This window comes from Symbiobacterium thermophilum IAM 14863, assembly GCF_000009905.1.
In the GTDB taxonomy this organism is placed as follows: Bacteria; Bacillota; Sulfobacillia; order Symbiobacteriales; family Symbiobacteriaceae; genus Symbiobacterium; species Symbiobacterium thermophilum.
Map to the genome: position 1 here is coordinate 2,831,862 of NC_006177.1, position 15,039 is coordinate 2,846,900.

The window sequence follows — 15,039 nt, forward strand, 5'->3', positions numbered from 1 at the left end:
GTTCATAACTCGAAATTGGTTTAAGCGTTATTCTGCATAGACAAATAGGAGCGCTCAGACCGATACGAAAGTCGCCCGTATGGTCAGAAGGATCAGTTCCCGCCTATAACTCCTGCGACCAATTGCAACCCGCGTTGGCCGGGGTTGTAATGGTACTGAGATCGCCGAAAGGGGTGAGAGAATGGCAAGGGTTAATACCCCGCCAAACCGGCCCGTACGCAGCTTCGCAGATCTGAACCCGCGCTACTTCCGCACCGGCATGTGGTCCCACGTCCTGCACCGCATCACCGGCGTTGCGATCACGGTGTTCCTCCTGCTGCACATCTGGGAGATCACGTCGGTCGTGCGCGGCGGGGCCGCCGGCTTCGACACGAAGATGGCCGGCATGGCCGCAAAGCTCTGGGTCGTCGGTGAATGGCTCCTGTTCCTGGCGCTCGTCTTCCACGCAATCAACGGCATCCGGCTGATCCTCCTCGACCTGGGGTGGGGTGTGCGCGAGCAGAAGCGCAACTTCTGGGTGGTTTTCATCCTGTCCGCAGTGATCATCACCATCGGCAGTTACTTCTTCGTCATGCGCTTCCTGGCATACCCGTGGGCCGCGTGAGCGGCGCCGGTAGGAGGTGAATCAGGTGAAAGGAAGCCTGTGGGCCTGGATTCTCCACCGCATCACCGCCGTGCTGCTCGTGGTGCTGGTGGCGATTCATTTTGGCATCATGCACTTCGTGGACCCCACGGCCGTCATTACCTTCGCCGACAGCCAGATGCGGCTGCAGTCCGCCCTGTACCTGGTGGTGGACTCGGGGTTGCTGGTGTTGGGCCTGTACCACGGTCTCAACGGCATCCGCAACGTCGTGCTGGACTACTGGCCGCGCTCGGGCCGGGTCGTCGGGTGGATCCTCGCCGTGATCGGCGTCGTCGCCGCCGGCTACGGGTCCATGGCGCTGGCCGCGTTCCTGTCGCAGTAGCCACGCACCAGGAGGTGTACGCGCAATGAGGATGAGGCATCGCGTCGCCATCGTCGGCGGCGGCCTGGCCGGGCTGCGGGCCGCGATCGCGGTCCACGACGGCGGCGTGAAGGATGTGGCGATCATCTCCCAGCTGCCGCCGGTGCGTTCGCACTCGGTGGCCGCCGCCGGCGGCATCAACGGCTCTCTGGGCAACCACCCCGACGGCCGGGACGACAACTGGGAGAAGCACGCCTTCGACACCATCAAGGGCTCCGACTACCTGGCCGACCAGGACGCCGCGGAGATCCTGGCGAAGGAGGCCGTCAACGTCATCGTCGAGACGGAACACTGGGGCTGCCCGTACTCCCGGAACCCGGACGGGACCATCGCCCAGCGCCCCTTCGGCGGCGCCGGCTTCCCCCGCACCTGTTACGCGGCGGACAAGACCGGCCACGCCCTGCTGCACACCCTCTACCAGCAGGTCTTGAAGCGGGGCATCAAGATCTACCAGGAAGTGCTGGTCCTCTCCATCGTCAAGCATGAGGACCGGGCCGTGGGCCTGGTCGTGATGGACATCGTGAGCGGCGAGGTCGGCACCGTGCAGGCCGACGCCATCCTGATGGCGACTGGCGGGGCCGGCAAGATCTACGCGCACTCCACCAACAACCTGCTCAACACCGGCCTCGGCATGGCCCTCGCCTACTGGGCCGGGGTGCCGCTGAAGGACATGGAGTTCATCCAGTTCCATCCCACCGGCCTCTGGGGCACCAACATCCTGATGACCGAGGGCTGCCGCGGCGAGGGCGGTTACCTGGTGAACAACCAGGGCGAGCGTTTCATGGCCCGGTACGCCCCCAAGGCCATGGAGCTGGGCCCGCGGGACATCGTCGCCCGCTCGATCCTCACCGAGATCCTGGAGGGGCGGGGCTTCAACCAGGGCGGCCCCGGCGGCGGGTATGTCCACCTGGACCTGCGCCACCTGGGCGAGGCGAAGATCAACGAGCGGCTGCCCGAGGTGCGGGAAATCTGCCGGAACTTCGCCGGCATCGACCCGGTCTACGAGCCGATCCCCGTGCAGCCCAGCCAGCACTACACCATGGGCGGCATCGACACCAACATCCACGGCGCGGCCCGGCTGAAGGGGCTGTACGCCGCCGGCGAGTGCGCCTGCGTCAGCGTCCACGGCGCCAACCGGCTGGGCGGCAACTCGTTGCTGGACACCATCGTCTTCGGCAAGCTGTCGGGCCAGCACATGGCCCAGTACGTCCAGGAGGATCCGGTGAAGGCGAACGTCGACGCCGTGCTCGACGAGGCGCAGAAGGCGGTGGAGGCCCGGTTCCGGGAGCTGTTCGACGGCCCGGGCACCGAGAGCGAGGCCGTCCTGCGGGTCGAGCTGCAGGAGAACATGTTCAACAACGTCGGCATCTTCCGCGACGAGGCGTCGCTCACCGCGGGGCTCGCCAAGGTGCGGGAGCTGCGGGAGCGGTACAAGGGCGTGAAGGTGCGCCACACCGGCAAGGTCTACAACATGGAGCTGATCCGGGCCTACGAACTGCGGGGCATGATCGACGTGGCCGAGGCCATCGCCGCTGGCGCGCTCGCCCGCAAGGAGAGCCGCGGCTCCCACGCCCGGCGCGATTACCCCGAGCGGGACGACGCGAACTTCCTGAAGCACACCCTCGCTTACTACACCCCGGAGGGCGTGCGGCTGGACTACTGTCCGGTCACCATCACCCGCTACCAGCCGCAGGCGCGGAAGTACTAGAGGGGGGTGTGACTAGAGCCATGAAGGATTTCAAGCTGAGGGTCTTCCGCTACGACCCCGAGAAGGATGAGAAGCAGCACTACGATACCTTCACGGTGGAGTACCGCGACGGCATGACCGTCCTCGAGGCGCTGCTCTGGGTGTTCGAGAAGAAGGACCCCTCCCTGGCCTTCCGCTACAGCTGCCGCGAGGCGATCTGCGGCTCCTGCGCCATGTACATCTCGGGCCGGTACGCGCTGGCCTGCCGGGTGCAGGTGAAGGACGCCCTGGAGGGCGACACCGTGACCGTCTCCCCCCTGCCGCACATGCGGGTCATCAAGGACCTGGTGGTGGACCAGACCAAGTTCTGGGAGAACTACGCCCGGGTCAAGCCGTGGCTGATCAACGACAATCCGCCCCCCGAGCGGGAGCGGCTGCAGAGCCCGGAGGACCGGGCGAAGTACAACATGGAGATCGACTGCATCCTCTGCGGCGCCTGCTTCTCCTCGTGCCCGAGCGGCGCCAACAACGAGGAGTACCTGGGGCCGCACGCCCTGGTCTGGGCCTCCCGGTTCTTCCACGACACGCGCGACACCGCCAAGCGGGAGCGGCTGGAGATCGTCGCCTCCGAGTACGGCGTGTTCCGCTGCCACACGATCTTCAACTGCGTGGAGGCCTGTCCGAAGCACATCAACCCCACCGAGGCAATCCAGAAGCTGAAGAAGGCTGCGATGGCGTACAAGATGGGCCTGCTGAAGTAACCGGAGGGGGGTATCATCGTGCGCGAGCTCCACGTGGACCAGGTGGCGGAGGCGGTCTCCAACCTGGTCATGGAGGCCAACTACGTCCTCGAGCCGGACGTCGCCGCCGCGCTGGAGAAGGCCCGCTGCGACGAGCAGTCGGCGGCGGGGCGGGCCGTGCTCGAGCAGCTGGTGGAGAACGCGGATCTGGCCCGCAACGAACGGGTACCGATGTGCCAGGATACCGGGAACGCGCTGGTCTTTCTCGAGGTGGGACAGGACCTGCACGTGGTGGGCGGCGACCTGTACGAGGCCGTGAACCGGGGCGTGCGCAAGGGCTACACCGACGGCTACCTGCGCAAATCCATCGTCGACGACCCGCTGCGGCGCAAGAACACCGGCGACAACACTCCCGCGTTCATCTACACCGACATCGTCCCCGGGGACAGGCTCCGCATCCGGGTGGCCACCAAGGGCGGCGGCGCCGAGAACATGGGCCAGTTGAAGATGCTCCCGCCCTCGGCAGGCTGGGAGGGGGCGAAGCGGTTCATCGTCGAGGCCGTGGCGGCCGCCGGCCCCAACGCCTGCCCGCCGGTCCTGGTCGGCGTGGGCATCGGCGGCAACTTCGACAAGGTCGCCCTGTTGGCCAAGAAGGCGCTGCTGCGGCCCGTGGGCGAGCCCAACCCCGACCCCGCGTGGGCGGCCCGGGAGCAGGAGCTGCTGGCGGAGATCAACAAGCTGGGCATCGGCCCGATGGGCCTGGGCGGCAGGGTGACGGCGTTCGCCGTGCACATCGAGACCATGCCCTGCCACATCACCGCCCTGCCGGTCGCCGTCAACATCGACTGCCACGCCCACCGGCACAAGGAGGTGGTGCTGTAATGGCCAAGCATTACGTCACCACGCCGATTTCCCCGGAGCAGGCGAAGGCGATCCGCTCCGGCGATGAGGTCTATATCACCGGAACCATCTATACGGCACGCGACGCGGCCCATAAGCGGATGGTCGAGGATCTGGAGGCGGGGCGCCCGCTGCCCTTCGATCCGCAGGGCGCCGTCATCTACTACGTCGGCCCCACCCCGCCGAAGCCCGGCCAGGTGATCGGCTCCGCCGGGCCTACCACCTCCTACCGTATGGATAAGTACACCCCGACCATGCTGAAGCTGGGGGTGAAGGCGGTCATCGGCAAGGGCTACCGGGGCCCCGAGGTGAAGTCCGCCCTGGTGGAGAACGGGGCCCTGTACCTGGCCGCCACCGGCGGCGCCGGGGCGCTGCTGGCCAAGCGCATCGAGGCGGCCGAGGTCGTCGCCTACGAGGACCTGGGCCCCGAGGCGATCCGGAAGCTGACGGTGAAGGACTTCCCCGCCATCTGTATCCACGACGCCCACGGCGGCGACCTGTACCGGGACGGCCAGTCGGAGTGGGTCGCGCCCGACGCCATGGTGAAGCCGCGGTGAGCGGCCGGTTGCGAGCTGCATAACGGTGAGTGAGGACCGCCGGCCTTGGCCGGCGGTCCTCATCGACCGTGCGGGGCTCCCGGTCGCCCTACGGCGCCTGGCTCACCGGGCCGCCGGCCGCGCGCCTTCGATCGCCAACCGCAGCGTGTCGCCCCGCAGGCCGCAGCGCAGCGCCTCCAGGGCGATCACCTCCTCCGGCGGCACGTTGCCCAGGTTCACGTTGACGCCGAAGCGCGCGATCAACTCCTCCTGCTGCGCCTTCAGGGGCGCCTCCCAGATGATCGCACCGGGATCCGGCAGACCGGCCACCAGCCGCTCCAGGAGCCCCAGCTTCAGGCGGCCTTCACGGTCGTAGAGGCCGACGCCCTTCCCCGACTCGCGGCCTTCCACGATCACCTTCGCGGCGCCCGCGGCCAGGTCCGCCTCGATCCGGGACAGCGCTGCCGCGGGGTCAAGCTCCTGGCTACCGTCTTTCTTTCCCACCTCGGTGATGACGGTGAAGCCCATGTTCCTGGCCGCGCGGATCGCGCGCTCCCGGTCCCGGTGGTCGAGGTCAATGGTGCCCTCGCTGACCTCCACCGCGCGGAAGCCCAGGTCCCACGTGGCGGCCAGGAAGGCTTCCAGCCGGCCCTGGAGCAGGGCCGCCTCGAGGAACGTCCCCCCCGGATAGGGTTCCACGCCGCAGCCGCGAATCAAGGCCACCTTCTCCCGGAGGATCCGCTCCGGGTAGAGGGCGGCCGTGCCGAAGCCCAGCTTGATGAAGTCGATGTACTCCCCCGCCAGCTCCAGCAGGGCACGGGTCGGACCGAGGCCCAACCCCTTGTCGATGACCATGGTCAGCCCCACGCTCCGGGGCTTGCGCGCCCGCCCCGGCAGGGGGTCGCGGATCACGCCTGCGTATGCGCGCACGTCCTGACTCACGCCCGGCCTCCTCCACTCTGGCTGCGCAGGCACTGGCCCGCGCATTCTCCCCTGCAGGGTATGAGGCGGATGAGCCGGACGTGTGCGGGGCAGCGGCCGTCGGCCCCGGCCGGCCGCGCGGCGCCGGCCCGCCGGATCACCCTTCCGGCGGCCAGGCGCCCTGCAGCTTGCGGATCAGGATGATCTGCCCCGTGTGGTAGGCGTCGTGCATCACCCACGCGGCCAGCGAGTCGGCGACGGTACCCATGTTTGGCAGCGGCCGGTCCAGGTCCGACTCGGACAGGTCAGCCAGCGCCGCGCGCAGCTCCTCGGCGATCTGCCGGGTTTGCGCGACAAGAGCATGCCAGCCGTCCTCGTCGTTGGGATCCCCCTGGGATCCGAAGGTCTCCTCGTTCTCCAGCACCGGTGTGTCCGGCGAGACACCGGTGATGCGGCGCAGCATGTACGTATTCCAGTAGTTGAGGTGGTTCAGGATCTGCCAGATCGTAAGCCCCCCGACGAGAGGCCGCCACGCCGCTTCCCTGGCCGTCAGCCCCCGCAGGGCCTCCTCCAGGGGCACGAACCAGCCCTCCCGGTTCCAGGCGAACTCGCGCATCCGCCCCAGCAGCTCGACCCGTCCCTGCACTTGTTCTCACTCCCTCACAGCGTACGCTCTGCTTCCACCTGCCGCCCTCAGCCCATCCGCTTCCTGAGCTCCGCCACGAACCGCTCGTCCTCCTCCGGCGTGATGCCGATCGTCCGGTCGTCCCGCAGCCGGAGCAGGACCAGCGGCTTCATCCGGGTGCAGTAAAGGTAGAGATTGGGCCCGGCGTCCGGCCAGCGGAACTTGCCCCACAGCAGGCTCCCCACGGCGGTACCGTAGATGCGGATCGGATAGCCCTTGGGCGAGGCCACCTCCACCCGCTCCACGTCGGCATAGCGCACCTGCACCGGTCGGAAGCCGGTGCGGATGGTCAGCCCGTCTGGCCCCAGCTCGTACCGCAGCGTCTGCGGGAAGCGGCTCGGCAGGCCCACGGCGTACAGCGTCGTCGGAACGGCCACAGCGACCAGGAGAAGCGGAATGAGCATGGAGGCCGCGGCCGTTCCCGAGCCGCCCGCGGGGGAGAAGCCGGCGGGCAGCCGCGACCTCAGCGCGTCCGTGAACGCGTCGGGGTTCTCCGGGGTCACGCCGTAGCGGCCGTCCGCGGTGTCCACGACCACCAGCGTTTCCAGCCGGGTTGCGTAGAGCGTGATGTCCCCGGTCTCGTTGAAGCGCCAGCGGCCCGTGCGCAGGTTGGGCACGGACGTGCCGAACTTGCGCACGCCCCCGGTCAGCGCCTCCGGCCGCCAGACGCCCGTCACTTCGTCCAGCGGGATCTCCCGCGTGCTGAAGCCGCTGCGGATGCGCAGCGCCTCGGGCGTGACCTCGTACCGCATATTCAGGGCCGAAAGCATGCTGCTGGCGAGGGCGAGGACGGCCAGCGTCAGCCCGGCCAGCGTGACGAAGCTGATTCCTTTCAGGCCCTGGGAGCGTGCGGGGCGGGGTGGGTAGAACGTCTCGTTCATCATTGCGATCATCCTGCCTGTGCGTAGATTTAACCGCGGCCGGTGGCCGCCTCGGGAACCAGCGGACCGATGCGCTGGAAGAGGTACCGCTCCACGTACGCGTCGCGGAAGCCCAGCCGCAGGTACAGCCTGCGGCCCATCGCCGTGGGCGTCAGGGCCACGTGCTCGCAGCCCATCTCCAGGGCGTCGGCGATGCAGGTCCGGATCACCGCGGTCGCCACTCCACGGCGTTGGTAGGCCGGGAGGGTGCAGAGGTTGTAGATGCCGCCCATGCGGGCGTGTGGGTAGAGGGTGCCGCCCCCCACCGGCTGCTGGCCCAGGAAGGCCACGTAGTGCCTGGCCCCCAGGGCGTCGGCGACCTCCACGCCCTTCCGGCCGGCGGCCAGGTAGTCGCCGTCGGCGCCGGGGAAGAACACCTGGCGCATGACCTGCCAGAACAGCTCCCACTGGCCCGGCAGCATGCGCACCACCCGCAGATCCGGCGAGCGGGGCGCCGGCAGCGGCGTGCCGTCCCAGACCATCACCGGCACGGTCTCCGTGCGGAAGCCCTCGCGCAGCAGGCGGTCCGCCAGGTCGGCCGGGCGGGTCGCCGGGGTGATCAGGAAGGCCACGTGGGGCAACCCGTGCTCCCAGAAGAAGGCGCGGGCCGCGGCGATCATCGCCTCCACCTGGTCGCCGTCGACCCGGATGCAGCCGACGTGGTTGTAGCGCGGATACGGTGCCGAGGGCATGAGGACCCAGCGGGCGCCAAACAGCTGCGAGGTCGACTCCCCCAGGTGCTGTTTCAGGTGCTCCTGGTTCTCCTCCCAGCGTTCGGCCACAAGGGCGACGTCCATGCGGCTCCCCCCACGGTTGGCCTTTTCCGTAGGAATTCGCCCCCTGGCCCCCGCTTCCCTGTAACCTGGGACAGCCGCCGGTCAGTGCAGCGGCGCCCGGGTCCCCAGGGGCAGGTTCGCCGGCGGTTCCCAGGCCGGGATGGCCACCTCGCCCCGGCCGCCTCCCCCCTCCCTCCGGTCCGGGCCCTGCGCCTCCGCCCCCGCCTCGTCCTCCGCCTCCACGAGCCGCTCAGGCCGGATGAGGAAGAGCGTCGCCGCCAGCGACGTGGCCAGCACGCCGGCGGAGAACCAGAAAGGCAGTGCCTCGCCGTTGCGCATCAGGGCGCCGTACAGCGGCGGCCCGAAGGCCACGCCGATGAAGCGCACGGCGCCGTACACCGAGGTGATCATCGCCCGCTGCTCCGTCCGCGCCGACGAGGTGATCAGGTTGTTGAGGCCCGGCAGCTGCAGGCCCGTACCGATCCCGGCGACGACCAGGCCGGCGTAGAAGGCCCAGTCCGCCCGGACGAAGGCGATGAGCACGGTGCCGGCGATGGCCAGGGCCAGGCCGAGGACGACCGCCGGCTTCAGGAGCTGCCCGCGCCGCTGCAGGAAGAGCCCCGCGGCGAAGGACGTGGCCGACATGGCCAGCACCGGCCACATGATGCGGACGCCCTTGGGCACGCCGTCGATGCCGTGAACGGTCTCCAGGTGCTCCGACAGGAACAAGAGGACGCCGAAGAGCACGAACAGCGCCACGGTGCCCGCCCAGAAGCAGGCGATCAGCGCCACCCCCTTCCGGCGGAAGATGGTCAGCACCTGGCCGAAGTACTCCCGCGCGGGCGGCGCCTTGCGCCGCGGCGGTTCCCGGGTAAGGAACCAGACCGCCAGGGCGAAGGGAACGGCCAGGACGGCGTACGCGAAGAAGACGGCCCACCAGACCAGGACCTGGCCGATCAGGGCCCCGAGGATCGGTGAAATCACCTTGCCCAGCCCGTTGGAGGCCTCGAAGATGCCCAGGGCCGTCACCCGGCTGCCGCCCCGGAACAGGTCGCCGACGAAGGCCATGGCCACCGGGGCCGTTCCCGCTGCGCCAATGCCCTGGATGACCCGCCCGGCCATGACCACCGCAAACCCGTTGGGCCCCATCCGCCAGCCCGCCAGGCCGGAGACAATGCCCCCCAGGCCGTAGACCAGCAGGCTGGGCACCACCACCAGCTTCCGGCCGTATCGGTCCGCCAGGAAGCCGGCGACGGCGATGGCGATGCCCGCGGAGAGCGAGAACGCCGTGACGGCCAGCCCGGTGGTCGCCTTGCTGAGCCCCATCACCCGGCCCATGTCGGGCAGCACCGGGATCAGCATCGAGTTGCCCAGGACCATGATCAGCGGCACGGTGCAGAGCGCCGCCAGCTGCAGCCAGAGGTTCGTCACGGCCTGCGCCGCCGGCGCGTTTGACTGGTCCACCGGCACATCCCTCCCTGAGACGATCACGTTTATCGTCCCCGAACGGCGGGCCTGCGACACCCGCCCGGCATTTTTGCCGCGCGCGGTGGATAGAATCGCATCGGGAGGGATGTCCATGCCCGGCGATCAGGTCATCCTCCTCAGCCTGATGGCCCTGGGGGTGGTCGCGCGCAACGCGCTCATCGTCACCGCCGCCGGGGTCGTGCTGATCCTGCGCGTCCTGGCCCTCGAGCGCTTCTTCCCGCTGCTGGAGCGGCGGGGGCTCGAGGCCGGGCTGATCTTCCTCCTGATCGCCGTCCTCGTGCCCTTCGCCACCGGCGAGGTGGGCTGGGCCGAGATCCGCCAGTCCTTCACGTCGTGGACCGGGCTGGCGGCCATCCTCGGCGGGATCATCGCCGCGGTGCTGAGCGGCTACGGCGTGACATTGCTCCAGGTGAAGCCCGAGGTGATCGTCGGCATGGTGGTGGGCACGATTCTGGGCGTGGTGCTCTTCAAGGGCATCCCCGTCGGCCCGCTGGCCGCCGCGGGGTTTACGGCGATCCTGCTGGCGCTGGTGCGCGGGCACTAGGAGGGTGTGCCGGTGGAGGAACGGCTGATCTGGGGGATGCGACTGGCCCGGATGCTCTCAGCCTGCGTCGAGGTCTGCGTCGCGCTGATGCTGCTGCGCATGGCCGATCCCAAGGCGATGCTCCGCCTGAACGCGCTGGCCGGCCTGGTGGGGCCCGCCGTCTTCATCGCCGTGAGCGCCCTCGGGCTGGCCGCCAGCCTCGGCCGGCTGGAACCGGGGCGGCTGTTGGTGGTGCTGCTCGGCATCGCGCTGGTCGTCTGGGGCACCCGCTGAGCACCCATGAAGGGATCTCCGCGCGTGCGACGTCCAACCGGGTGAAAGGTCCGGGCGCAGACGCACGCAAAGGAGGATTCCGCATGGACGCAACCCCGCGCAGGGTCGGACGGGCCACCGTCGCCATCGGGTTCGTGGCCACCGGTGCGGCCCTGCTCGCCGACAACGTGGCCGGGGCCGGCCCGCGCTTCACCGACCTGCTCCTCAGGCTCTGGCCCGTCTTCCTCATCGGCTTCGGCCTGGAGTTTCTCGTCAGCGGCCTGCTCAGCCAGGCCGGCCAGCCCCGGCCTGTCCGGATCGAGGTCGGCGGCGCGGCGCTCCTGGCGGGGGCGCTGGCCCTGGCGTCGGTGATCCGCGCCACCTCGGGATTCGGCTGGCACAGCGCGCCGATCCCCGAGGTGACCAGCCACACCGTCACCCGGTCGGTGCCGGCGGCGGGCGCCGAAGCCCTGCTGGTGGACGTCGACGTGGGGCGGGTGAGCCTCCTCACCTACGACGAGGAAGAGGTGCGGGTGGAGGTCGAATACGGCGTCCTTGGCCTGGTGCCGCCCAACCGGACCGCGGCGGCCGCCCGGGAGTACCGGCTGGAGGTGGAGGGCGGCAGGACGATCCGCGTCACCGGCCGGGGGCCGGACGAAAACCCCGAGAGCGGGCTCAGCCTGGGGACGCTCACCGCCCACTACCGGATCTACGCCCCGGCGGGGCTGAACGTCCGGGTGGAGTCCGGGGTGGGCGCCATCTCCGTCGAGGGCTACAACGGCAGTCTGGACCTGCGCACCCGCGCGGGCGGCATCACCGTGGAGGGCGGCTCCGGAACGCTGTACGCCGAGAGCGGCTCCGGCCGCGTGCACGTCGACTCGTTCTCCGGTCCGGTTACCGCCTCGACCAACGCCGGGCCCGTCACCGCCCGGGCGGTGGAGGGCGACCTGACCATCCGGACCGGTACCGGCGTCATCAACGTGGAGGAGCACCGCGGCCCCAGCCTCACCGCCGAGACCCGCACCGGCTCCGTCCACGCCCGCATGGAGCATCCCCCGGCGGGACCCGTGGTCCTGCGCACCCGCGCCGGCACCATAAGCCTCACCGTGCCCGCCGAGTCCGACGTGACCGTCACCGCCACCACCCGCTCGGGCACCATCACCGGCCTGGGGGCCGCCGGTGGGACCGGCCCGGCCCGCGCCACCACGCAGATCCTCGGCGCGGGCACGTACCCGGTGCGGCTGGAGGCCAACGCGGGCTCGATTCACTTCGATACCTTCTAGCCGCCTAGCCGGACCGCCGGCTGCCCCGCTCGTGCCACCGGTCCTGCAGCCGCATTGCGGTCAGCAGGGCCCCGGCCACGGCAAACCGCAGCGGCTCCGGCGGCACCGGCAGCGCCCGCCGGTCCACGAAGAAGACCTCGGTCAGGTCGGTCTGCCGCTCCAGGGCCAGGTCCGCCAGGGTCGCGCCGTTCAGGTTGCAGAGCGCGACGCCGTGGCCCATGCAGCCGACGCTGTAGAACATGTTGGGGCCGATGCGGCCGATCAGCGGCGCCAGGTCCAGGGTGGCCGAGATCGGCCCGCCCCAGTGGTGCGTGAAGCGGATCCCCGAGAGCATCGGGAAGATCCGCTTTACGGCTTCCTGCAGCCGCTGCTGCATGGCCCCGCTGCGGTCGCGGTCGTCGGCGCTGCCGTAGTAGTAGAAGGCATCGTTGCCGCCCATGAGCAGCCGGTTGTCCCGGGTGAGCCGGAAGTAGTGGATGAGGTTGCGGCCGTCCTCGATGCCCTGCCGCCCCTGCCAGCCCACGGCGGAAAGCTGCTCCGGCGCAAGGGGCTCGGTCAGGACGATGTACGTGTGGACCGGCAACTGCCGGAAACGCAGGGGCCGGAGCCGGGCCGAGTAGGCGTTGGTGGCGAAGATGACCTTCTCCGCGGTCACCGTCCCCCGCGGGGTGCGCAGTCGCACGCGGGACCCGGGAACCACCTCCACCACCGGCGAGCGCTCGCAGATCTCGGCCCCCGCCTCCTCGGCCGCCCGGGCCAGGCCCCGGACCAGCTTGGCCGGGTTCAGGAGGGCGCAGTGCCGGTCGAACCGGCCGCCGCAGAAAAGCGGCGAGCGGACCTGCGCCTGCACGGCGTCGGCCTCCAGCCACTCCGTCTCATGGAGGCCGATCTTCCGCTCCAGCTCCATCTCCCGGAGCAGGCGGAACCGCTGCGCCGGGTTGGTGGCCACGGTGAGCAGGCCGGTCTCCTCGAAGTCGCAGTCGATTCCGTGCTCGGCTACCCGGCGCCGGACCAGGTCCACGGCCCGCAGCATGTACGCGTCCGCCTCCCGGAGCCGGGCGGCGCCGAACCGCCAGCGGGTCACCTCCGGCGCCAGGCCGAACAGGGTCATGCAGAACCCCGCGTTGCGGCCACTGGCGCCGAACCCCACCACCTCCGACTCCAGCACCAGCACCCGCAGGCCGGGCGCTTTTTCTTTCAGGTGCAGCGCGGCCGAGACCCCGGTGAACCCCCCACCGACGACGCAAACGTCCGCCGTCCGCTCGCCCTCCAGGGGCGGCTGCTCCCGGTACTCCCCCGCCGTCTCCAGCCAGAAGCTCTTCTCCCGGTAGACCACGGCTCCGCCTCCCCCGTCTGCCTGATGAGCGCGATTATTATATACCATTCACAACGCGTCCTTGCCCCATCCGTTGCGCCGCCGGTGGGTCGGAGGCAGACGGCTGGCGGTTCGCTCAGGAATGCCGGACGATGGGCCGGCCGCGCGGACGCCGCTTTGCAGAAGATCGGGGCGCCGCGGGAAGACTGAGGGAAGATGAGGGCAGGCGGACCGGAACGACCGGGACGGGCCGACTGTCGTGCAGAAACGACCATTCCGTCCCGTCGGGTATGGAAATTTCCCAGGTTGTACGTCATAATGGTTCTTGTTGGGAGGCGGAAATTCCCTACGGCTCAAATCAGCCTGCTCGGAGTACTCCGCCCGCCCGCTTGAACCCCAGTAACAGAACCCAAGCGAGGTGCCATCGCATGAAGAAGAGAGTGCTTCCGCTCCTGCTGGCGCTCGCCCTGGCTGTGCTTTCCGCCTGCGGCGGCGGCGCCAACAACCAGAACCAGACCCCGAACCAGCAGACCGGCGGGCAGACGGCCCCGAAGGAGCAGGTCATCACCATCGCCCACAGCGGCGACCCGGCGACCCTGGACCCGCACAAGAGCTTCAATGGCCTGGTCTTCACCGTGACCAACCAGATCTATGAGACGCTGCTCTACCGGGCGGCGGACGGCACGCTGCAGCCCCGCCTGGCCACCGAGTGGGCTCCCGTCGACGAGACCACCTGGGAGTTCAAGCTCCGGGAGGGCGTGAAGTTCAGCGACGGCACGCCGCTGAACGCCGAGGCGGTCAAGTTCAGCCTGGAGCGGCTGGCCGACCCGGAGACCAAGGGCCCCGGCGCGTTCATCGTGGGCATGATCGAGGAGATCACCGTCGTCGATGACCACACCGTGCACATCCGCACCAGCACGCCCTTCACCCCGCTCCTGGCCCACCTCTCCCACCCCGTCACCGCCATCGTGAGCCCGACGGCGGCCACCTCCGGCGACCTCTCCAAGCAGCCGGCGGGCACCGGCCCGTTCCTGCTGGAGGACTGGAAGGCCGGCGACTCCGTCACCCTGAAGGCCAACCCCGACTACTGGGGCGGCAAGCCCAAGCTGGATCGGGTGGTCCTGCGGATCATCCCCGAGGCCGGTACCCAGCTCACCGAGCTGAAGGCCGGCACCGTCGACCTGATCAGCGGCGTGCAGCCTGAGCGGTTCAACGAGATCGACAGCGACCCGCAGCTCTCCGCCACCCGGTTCCTGGGCTGGGGCTCCATGTTCCTGGGCTTCAACATGAAGGCCGGCCCCCTCGCCCAGCCTGAGGTGCGGCAGGCCATCGCCATGGCCATCGACCGGCAGGGCATCGTCGACACCCTGCGGCAGGGCATGGCCCAGTTCGGCAACTCCCTGGTGCCGCCCACCGTCTTCGGCTCCGTACCGGACCTGACCGGCCCCGAGTACGACCCCGAAGGCGCCAGGGCGCTGCTGGCCCAGGCCGGCGTGACCACCCCGCTGAAGCTGACCCTCAACACCTACGAGGGCGCCGAGAACCAGCAGATCGCCCAGGCGATCCAGGCGCAGCTCAGCCAGATCGGCATCGACCTCGAGGTGGTCATCACCGACTACGGCGCCTTCACGGAGGCCATCGCCAAGGATGACCACGGCCTCTGGCTCACCTCCTGGGGCACGGTGACCATGGACGCCGACTACACCCTGTGGGCCCTGCTCCACTCCGGCCAGCACGGCGCCGACAACAAGGCGTTCTACGCCAACCCGCAGGTGGATGAGTGGCTGACCGAGGCCCGGCGGACCGCCGACGACGCCCAGCGGCAGGCGCTGTACCGGCAGATCCAGGAGCAGGTCATGAAGGACCTGCCTTACCTGAACCTGTACTACCCGCTCTCCTCCTACGCCAAGAACGACCGGCTGCAGGGCGAGGTGTATCCCTTCGCCGCGATCAACCTCGATCTGCGCAAGGCCGAGGTGAAGTAGCGC

The 15,039-nt window shown here is 69.6% G+C and carries 16 protein-coding genes; 10 read left to right on the forward strand and 6 right to left on the reverse strand.

Features of this window, described 5'->3' with window-relative positions; translation table 11 throughout:
* Positions 1 to 181: 181 nt before the first annotated feature.
* Genes sdhC through STH_RS13140 form a run of 6 tightly spaced genes read left to right on the forward strand, consistent with a single transcriptional unit; the run spans position 182 to position 4,888 of the window.
* Positions 182 to 604: a succinate dehydrogenase, cytochrome b556 subunit gene (gene sdhC / locus STH_RS13115; RefSeq protein WP_011196759.1), complete on the forward strand. Its 423-nt coding sequence runs from the start codon at positions 182 to 184 to the stop codon at positions 602 to 604.
* 25 nt (positions 605 to 629) lie between these two features.
* Positions 630 to 965, forward strand: coding sequence for a succinate dehydrogenase hydrophobic membrane anchor subunit (locus STH_RS13120; RefSeq protein WP_043714133.1), 336 nt, complete (start codon positions 630 to 632; stop codon positions 963 to 965).
* Positions 966 to 990: 25 nt separating this feature from the next.
* Positions 991 to 2,712 (forward strand): FAD-binding protein, encoded by a 1,722-nt coding sequence (locus tag STH_RS13125; protein ID WP_011196761.1) that lies wholly within the window; start codon positions 991 to 993, stop codon positions 2,710 to 2,712.
* A 20-nt stretch (positions 2,713 to 2,732) separates the two neighbouring features.
* Positions 2,733 to 3,452: a succinate dehydrogenase/fumarate reductase iron-sulfur subunit gene (locus STH_RS13130; RefSeq protein WP_043714134.1), complete on the forward strand. Its 720-nt coding sequence runs from the start codon at positions 2,733 to 2,735 to the stop codon at positions 3,450 to 3,452.
* Positions 3,453 to 3,470: 18 nt separating this feature from the next.
* Positions 3,471 to 4,313, forward strand: coding sequence for a fumarate hydratase (locus STH_RS13135; RefSeq protein WP_011196763.1), 843 nt, complete (start codon positions 3,471 to 3,473; stop codon positions 4,311 to 4,313).
* A complete protein-coding gene (locus tag STH_RS13140; RefSeq protein ID WP_011196764.1) occupies positions 4,313 to 4,888 on the forward strand; it encodes a Fe-S-containing hydro-lyase in 576 nt (191 codons plus the stop codon). The genes STH_RS13135 and STH_RS13140 overlap by 1 nt, the downstream gene beginning before the upstream one ends.
* 102 nt (positions 4,889 to 4,990) lie before the next feature.
* Here STH_RS13140 and STH_RS13145 read toward each other — a convergent pair whose 3' ends face one another.
* The 5 genes from STH_RS13145 to STH_RS13165 form a co-directional block, all read right to left on the reverse strand.
* On the reverse strand, positions 4,991 to 5,809 hold the full coding sequence (locus STH_RS13145; protein WP_043714135.1) for a phosphosulfolactate synthase: 819 nt from the start codon (positions 5,807 to 5,809) through the stop codon (positions 4,991 to 4,993).
* A 136-nt stretch (positions 5,810 to 5,945) separates the two neighbouring features.
* Positions 5,946 to 6,434: a DinB family protein gene (locus tag STH_RS13150; protein WP_011196766.1), complete on the reverse strand. Its 489-nt coding sequence runs from the start codon at positions 6,432 to 6,434 to the stop codon at positions 5,946 to 5,948.
* Between the two features lie 47 nt (positions 6,435 to 6,481).
* On the reverse strand, positions 6,482 to 7,354 hold the full coding sequence (locus tag STH_RS13155) for a PH domain-containing protein (RefSeq protein WP_158506990.1): 873 nt from the start codon (positions 7,352 to 7,354) through the stop codon (positions 6,482 to 6,484).
* A 29-nt stretch (positions 7,355 to 7,383) separates the two neighbouring features.
* Positions 7,384 to 8,190 carry a GNAT family N-acetyltransferase gene (locus STH_RS13160; RefSeq protein WP_011196768.1) on the reverse strand — a complete coding sequence of 269 codons (807 nt, stop codon included), beginning with the start codon at positions 8,188 to 8,190 and terminating at the stop codon, positions 7,384 to 7,386.
* An 81-nt stretch (positions 8,191 to 8,271) separates the two neighbouring features.
* A complete protein-coding gene (locus STH_RS13165) occupies positions 8,272 to 9,633 on the reverse strand; it encodes an MFS transporter (RefSeq protein WP_242654543.1) in 1,362 nt (453 codons plus the stop codon).
* Positions 9,634 to 9,748: 115 nt separating this feature from the next.
* Here STH_RS13165 and STH_RS13170 point away from each other — a divergent pair, with 115 nt between their 5' ends.
* The 3 genes from STH_RS13170 to STH_RS13180 all read left to right on the forward strand — a co-directional run bounded on the left by STH_RS13170 (position 9,749) and on the right by STH_RS13180 (position 11,736).
* Positions 9,749 to 10,201: a DUF441 domain-containing protein gene (locus tag STH_RS13170; RefSeq protein ID WP_011196770.1), complete on the forward strand. Its 453-nt coding sequence runs from the start codon at positions 9,749 to 9,751 to the stop codon at positions 10,199 to 10,201.
* Positions 10,202 to 10,213: 12 nt separating this feature from the next.
* Positions 10,214 to 10,474, forward strand: a complete 261-nt coding sequence (locus tag STH_RS13175) for a YqhV family protein (RefSeq protein ID WP_050742289.1) — start codon at positions 10,214 to 10,216, stop codon at positions 10,472 to 10,474.
* An 83-nt stretch (positions 10,475 to 10,557) separates the two neighbouring features.
* Positions 10,558 to 11,736, forward strand: a complete 1,179-nt coding sequence (locus STH_RS13180) for a hypothetical protein (protein WP_043714139.1) — start codon at positions 10,558 to 10,560, stop codon at positions 11,734 to 11,736.
* 4 nt (positions 11,737 to 11,740) lie between these two features.
* On the opposite strand, the gene STH_RS13185 is transcribed toward STH_RS13180, so the two are convergent.
* On the reverse strand, positions 11,741 to 13,072 hold the full coding sequence (locus tag STH_RS13185) for an NAD(P)/FAD-dependent oxidoreductase (RefSeq protein WP_043714141.1): 1,332 nt from the start codon (positions 13,070 to 13,072) through the stop codon (positions 11,741 to 11,743).
* Positions 13,073 to 13,479: 407 nt separating this feature from the next.
* On the opposite strand from STH_RS13185, the gene STH_RS13190 reads away from it, so the two are divergent.
* On the forward strand, positions 13,480 to 15,036 hold the full coding sequence (locus STH_RS13190) for a glutathione ABC transporter substrate-binding protein (RefSeq protein WP_050742290.1): 1,557 nt from the start codon (positions 13,480 to 13,482) through the stop codon (positions 15,034 to 15,036).
* Positions 15,037 to 15,039: the final 3 nt, after the last annotated feature.

Bases quoted from the DNA above. Each gene is read 5' to 3' on its own strand.
- STH_RS13155 (WP_158506990.1), bottom strand. From the start codon at position 7,354: ATGAACGAGACGTTCTACCCACCCCGCCCCGCACGCTCCCAGGGCCTG.
- STH_RS13170 (WP_011196770.1), top strand. From the start codon at position 9,749: ATGCCCGGCGATCAGGTCATCCTCCTCAGCCTGATGGCCCTGGGGGTG.
- STH_RS13160 (WP_011196768.1), bottom strand. From the start codon at position 8,190: ATGGACGTCGCCCTTGTGGCCGAACGCTGGGAGGAGAACCAGGAGCAC.
- STH_RS13140 (WP_011196764.1), top strand. From the start codon at position 4,313: ATGGCCAAGCATTACGTCACCACGCCGATTTCCCCGGAGCAGGCGAAG.
- sdhC (WP_011196759.1), top strand. From the start codon at position 182: ATGGCAAGGGTTAATACCCCGCCAAACCGGCCCGTACGCAGCTTCGCA.
- STH_RS13130 (WP_043714134.1), top strand. From the start codon at position 2,733: ATGAAGGATTTCAAGCTGAGGGTCTTCCGCTACGACCCCGAGAAGGAT.
- STH_RS13180 (WP_043714139.1), top strand. From the start codon at position 10,558: ATGGACGCAACCCCGCGCAGGGTCGGACGGGCCACCGTCGCCATCGGG.
- STH_RS13125 (WP_011196761.1), top strand. From the start codon at position 991: ATGAGGATGAGGCATCGCGTCGCCATCGTCGGCGGCGGCCTGGCCGGG.
- STH_RS13190 (WP_050742290.1), top strand. From the start codon at position 13,480: ATGAAGAAGAGAGTGCTTCCGCTCCTGCTGGCGCTCGCCCTGGCTGTG.